Source organism: Roseateles toxinivorans (genome assembly GCF_004362525.1).
GTDB lineage: Bacteria > Pseudomonadota > Gammaproteobacteria > Burkholderiales > Burkholderiaceae_C > Paucibacter > Paucibacter toxinivorans.
On sequence record NZ_SNXS01000008.1, the window covers coordinates 147,014 to 150,929 of the forward strand.

Consider the following 3,916-nt stretch of genomic DNA (forward strand, 5'->3'; position numbering starts at 1 on the left):
GATCGCCGCCGTCAGCGTCGTCTTGCCATGGTCAACGTGACCAATCGTGCCCACGTTCACGTGGGGCTTGGTGCGTTCAAACTTGCCTTTTGCCATGTTGCTTGCTCCCGGCGGTCAGTTCGACCTTGCTACGAAGAAATGAGAAAAGAGGTGGTGCCCATGACGCGGATCGAACGCGTGACCTCTCCCTTACCAAGGGAGTGCTCTACCACTGAGCCACATGGGCATCGACACTGGATTGAACTCACAAAGACTTCAAGCCGCTATCGACGCTTCCACCTTCCAAACCCACTCCGTATGGAGCGGGAAACGGGAATCGAACCCGTGTCATTAGCTTGGAAGGCTAAGGTTCTACCATTGAACTACTCCCGCCCGGGAGCAACACTGCAGCGCCGCTGACCGCAAACTTTCGGTCAGCAACCCTTCTTTCTTTATTAGGTCACCTGGTGGAGGAGGCTGGATTCGAACCAGCGTAGGCGTAAGCCAACAGATTTACAGTCTGCCCCCTTTAGCCACTCGGGCACCCCTCCGAGGTGAGCCTCAGACTATAACAGGGTTTTCAGAAAATCCACAGCGACTGCGAAAAAGATTTGCCCGAAGCCTGGGCGAGGCCGGGGCAGCCCTCCATTCTGCCGCAGGCGCGTGACAGTGGGGCGACGCCCAGGCGCCGCCACTGGCGCTGACCAGCCGGACCCAGGGACTGGCCCACGACTGGTATTACCAGACAAGACCGCAACACCGCTGCGGCGCCGGCAGCAGTCAACCCAAGCTGAAGAGGCGACAACCCGCCAACTCACACCTACCGTCCGCGTTTGCACCTATAGCAAGCAGTCCGGGCCGTAAAAGGCCAACTGGTGTTGGATTGGATTCCTAGGGGTATCCCTTAATCCCCCCATTTGCCCGTTGCGCCGCGCTCACGAAGCGCTCAGAATTGGTACCAAAGTGGCATGCCCCGGTAGCACAGTGGCACGTCATTGGTTGTAAGAAGAAAGCGTTAATGGGGGGATCAGTCATGTCGCCACATCCGGGCGGCCACCGACTTGATCCTGCGTCGTAATAGGCCACGTCCGAATCCACAGGCCAAGCTCTAGGAGCCGTTCATGAAGGTTAGAAAAACACCCGTCGCAACCGCCGTTGCATTTGCGATCGCAGGCATCGCCTTGCCGCTGCACGCCCAACAAGCGGGGCAAGCCAAGCCTGCCGACCAGCTTGAGCAAGTGGTTGTCACGGGTATCCGTGCGTCGCTGCAAACGGCCGTGAACATCAAGAAGAACGCCAACGCTGTGGTGGACGCCGTCTCCGCCGAAGACGTGGGCAAGCTGCCGGATGCCGACGTCGGCCAGGCGCTGGGCCGCATTCCCGGTATCTCGGTCGGCCGCGACTTCGGTGTCGGCGCCTCGGTGTCGATCCGCGGCACCGATCCGCAGATGACCTACACGACGCTGAATGGCCAGTCCATGGCCTCGACCGGTTGGTATGACCAGAAGGCCATTGACCGCTCGTTCAACTACTCCCTGCTGCCCTCCGAGCTGATTGGCGGCATGGAGGTGTACAAGACCTCCCAGGCCGACCTGACCGAAGGCGGTATCGGCGGCACCGTGATCGTCAAGACCCGCAAGCCGCTGGACCTGCCGGCCGGCACCGGCTTCGCCAGCATCAAGCTCGGCAAGGGCACGATCAGCACCGATCTGGACAAGGAGGCTTCCGCCCTGTTCAGCTGGAGGAGCCCTGAAAAAACCGTCGGCGTGCTGATTTCCGGCGCGGTGCAGAAGGGCGACTACATGCGCCGTGGCATCGAGGCTGACGGCCGCTGGTCCGGCGACGTCGTGCCGGGCACCTTCCTCCAGGAAAAGGAGCGTTCGGCCGTGAACCTGACCCTGCAGGCCCGCCCCGCCGCCGGCATGGAGCTGGGCCTGAACTACACCCGCCTGGAGTACAAGGCTCCGGCAGGCAACACCACGCACTACGCCTTCACCTTGCAGGATCCGGGCAAGGGCTACGCCGACACCAACGCCTGCAAGCTGGCCAACCCGACCGCGGGTCTGCTATGCCTGAAGACCACGCTGGACGCCAGCAATGCCTCCAGCACGTTCATGCAGACCTGGGCGCGCGACGCCACGATGAGTTCGGACAGCCTGGTGCTGAACGGCTCCTACAAGGCGGACAGCTTCAAGCTGGAAGCCGTGGCCGGCACCACCAAGGCCGACGGCGGCACATCGCTGACCAGCAACTACAGCTATGTCGGTTGGGGCAACGCACCCGGCATGCCCAAGTGGATGGGCACCACCGACGCCACCGGCAAGCAGATCGTGATGACGCCCAGCACCGACATGAGCGTGCCGCTGTCCAAGCTGCCGACGACCTCCGGCCCCGAAACCTGGGCCACGGCCCGCGGCCCGAACAAGGACAAGGAGGACTTTGTCCAGGCAGACGCAACCTTCGACCTGAACTGGGGTGCGCTGACGCAGTTCAAGGCGGGTGCCCGCGCGACCACGCACACCTTCTCGAAGACGGAGTACCGCCCGACCTTCGTCGCGACGGCTGTGACCGCGCCGACCGCCAGCCTGTTCGACGGCTCCATGCCCGTCGGTACACCGGGCTGGAGCGTGCCCAAGCCCAATCTGGACGCGATGTTCGCCCTGGCCAATGCCAACGTCAGCAGCTGGGTCGAGTCGCGCGGCGGCTACGGGGAGCTGAAAGAGAAGAACACGGCCGTGTATGGCATGTTCGACTTCGAGAAGGACCAGCTGCACGGCAACTTCGGCCTGCGCTACATCCACACCAAGGCGAACGCCTCGGCCTACTTCTATGACGGCAAGAGTGATCTGGCCAATGTGGTCGAGGCGAACCGCGGCTGGAGCACCACGAAGAAGAACACCGAGGCGTCCTACAACGACCTGCTGCCCAGCATGAACCTGGTGTATGACCTGAACAAGGAGACGAAGCTGCGCTTTGCCGCCTCGAAGGCCATCACCCGCCCGAACTACGACAATATGTTCATTGGCGGCTCCACCGCGGGATGGCAAGACACGCTGCCGGGCAACGAAACGGTGACCTTCGGCAACATCGGCCTCAAGCCGATGGAGTCCAAGCAGTTCGACCTGGGCATCGAGTACTACTACGGCCGTGGCAACCTGGTGGCCTTGACCTACTTCCACAAGAAGATAGACAACTTCATCACCACCGATACCCTTGTGAACCAGCAGATCGGCCTGGTCAGCCCGGACACCGGCAAGGACAACTGGACGATCAATACCTACAAGAATGCCGGTGGCGGCAAGATCAACGGCATCGAGGCCCAGATCAACCATGCCTTCGGCAACGGCTTCGGCACCTCGGTCAACTACACGTATACCGACGCAACGGCCCCTGGCAAGAGCTATCAGGACGAGCTGAACCTGTTCACCCTCTCGTCCAAGCACAACGCCAATCTGGTCGGCTACTGGGAAAACGCCACCTACTCCGCTCGTGTGGCCTACAACTGGCGCTCCAAGTACATGGTTCGCGAGACCGGCTACTACAGCAACCGCATGCATGACGCCTTCGGTTCGCTGGACCTGAGCTTCGGCTGGAACATCAACGACAAGCTGCGCCTGAGCTTCGACGTGACCAATCTGCTGAAGAAGGACGACATCCAGTACGGTGCAGCCGGCGCCGGCACGACGTTGCGCGCCTCGCTGAAGGAGGGCTATCCCGCCTGGTCGTTCATGGGCGAAGCCACCTATCGCGTCGGTTTGAGCGCGAAGTTCTGATCGGGCTTCTGTCCGATTCCTGCAAAGCCCGGCACCCGCCGGGCTTTTTTTATGGGCCGGCCGGAAGCCTAGGGAAGGTCTGCACAAAGCGCAGTCATCGGTGCTGGCCCCGACCTGAAGTGGAATGTTGAAGCCCGCTGCGCTAGCGGCACTTGGTTTTGCCG

At 61.7% G+C, this 3,916-nt stretch carries 2 protein-coding genes and 3 tRNA genes; 1 reads left to right on the forward strand and 4 read right to left on the reverse strand.

The window, feature by feature from the left end:
• From DES47_RS29735 to DES47_RS23515, 4 genes are all read right to left on the reverse strand, one after another.
• Positions 1-96: GTP-binding protein (locus DES47_RS29735; protein ID WP_033470817.1), on the reverse strand; the 96-nt coding region annotated here is incomplete at its 3' end.
• Between the two features lie 55 nt (positions 97-151).
• A tRNA-Thr gene (locus DES47_RS23505) sits at positions 152-226 on the reverse strand.
• 72 nt (positions 227-298) lie between these two features.
• A tRNA-Gly gene (locus DES47_RS23510) sits at positions 299-372 on the reverse strand.
• A gap of 72 nt (positions 373-444) precedes the next feature.
• Positions 445-530: transfer RNA gene (locus DES47_RS23515), tRNA-Tyr, on the reverse strand.
• A gap of 570 nt (positions 531-1,100) precedes the next feature.
• Between DES47_RS23515 and DES47_RS23520 the strand changes: the two genes are divergently transcribed.
• On the forward strand, positions 1,101-3,752 hold the full coding sequence (locus DES47_RS23520) for a TonB-dependent receptor (RefSeq protein ID WP_133703212.1): 2,652 nt from the start codon (positions 1,101-1,103) through the stop codon (positions 3,750-3,752).
• Positions 3,753-3,916: the final 164 nt, after the last annotated feature.